We start from the raw sequence: 1,369 nt of genomic DNA on the forward strand, positions 1-1,369 counted from the left end.
CTATATAACCATATAGATATATAACAAGCATAGCCAGCGTAGCCAGTCTGTCTGATAGCAAGCGTGGGTGCTCGCACTCACGCGTTCTCTTTTTCGCTGTTAATCCGCTTTCAGGCAGCCTTAAAACCACTTACACTTACCTTTTTTGTTTTACCCCCCCTCTAAACTATGCCCACCATCACAACCCTAAACATCATCTCCCCTAAACTCTACCCCAATGAACAATGGAACGAAAGCGAAGCACTCGGTGCCATCACTTGGCTATGGTATAGGTGCAACGGATAGGAGAGGCTCATGTTTGTAATCGGCATTTTTGCGTTTTTCATGTTCATTATCAGCCTTTTTGTGTGTACGTTTGTGCTGATTGTTCAGTATTTGATTATTCGCCGTAAAATTCATCAAGACAAACGGGCAGTCAATTTTCGCGCCAAATATGCTACGCTTTCCACATTTTTTATACAATGGGTTGTTCTGAACGCATTCAGCCTCTTGCCTGCAAACCGTATGATTTTTTCACTGGCAGTCTTTACGGATATTTTACTTGGTTTTTTGTGGTTGTTTTTTGTTGCAACCAATGCAGATGAAATGTGGCGTTTGACCGGGCAAAAAGGCTACTTGTTGTGGCCTTTGGCAGCTGCTTCGGTTTGGGCAGTATGCTTCATTGCATTCAGCGTCAGATAGCACCATCAATAATTGCGGACAAATGCCGTCTGAAAACCTGAATGCTTTTTCAGACGGCATCAAAGTAGATTATCTTATCCATTTATAAGATAATGGTTTCAACTTTTCAAGTCTGGAGGAATCCCAATGAGCCAAAACCATACCATTTTACAAAATCTCCCCGTCGGTCAAAAAGTCGGCATCGCCTTCTCCGGCGGTCTTGATACCTCTGCCGCGCTGTTGTGGATGAAACTCAAAGGCGCACTGCCTTACGCCTACACCGCCAACCTCGGCCAACCTGACGAAGACGATTACAACGCTATTCCTAAAAAAGCGATGGAATACGGCGCAGAAAATGCCCGCCTGATTGACTGCCGCGCGCAGTTGGCACACGAGGGCATCGCCGCCATCCAATGCGGTGCGTTCCACGTTTCCACCGGCGGCATAGCCTATTTCAACACCACGCCTTTGGGCCGCGCCGTTACCGGCACCATGCTCGTTTCCGCCATGAAAGAAGACGATGTGAATATCTGGGGCGACGGCAGCACCTACAAAGGCAACGACATCGAGCGTTTCTACCGCTACGGCCTATTGACCAATCCGGCGTTGAAAATCTACAAACCTTGGCTCGACCAACAATTTATCGACGAACTCGGCGGCCGTCACGAAATGAGCGAATTTTTGATTGCCAACGGCTTCAACTACAAAA

Annotated in this window: 2 protein-coding genes; both read left to right on the forward strand. The window is 47.1% G+C overall.

Going from position 1 to position 1,369, the window contains the following annotated elements; all coding sequences use genetic code 11:
- Positions 1 to 168 precede the first annotated feature (168 nt).
- Positions 169 to 285: a hemolysin D gene (locus tag ACTHUM_RS14220; protein WP_083290052.1), complete on the forward strand. Its 117-nt coding sequence runs from the start codon at positions 169 to 171 to the stop codon at positions 283 to 285.
- A gap of 522 nt (positions 286 to 807) precedes the next feature.
- On the forward strand, positions 808 to 1,369 hold a 562-nt coding region (locus ACTHUM_RS14225), incomplete at its 3' end, for an argininosuccinate synthase domain-containing protein (protein ID WP_440403191.1).

This window comes from Neisseria sp. P0021.S006 (assembly GCF_051956895.1).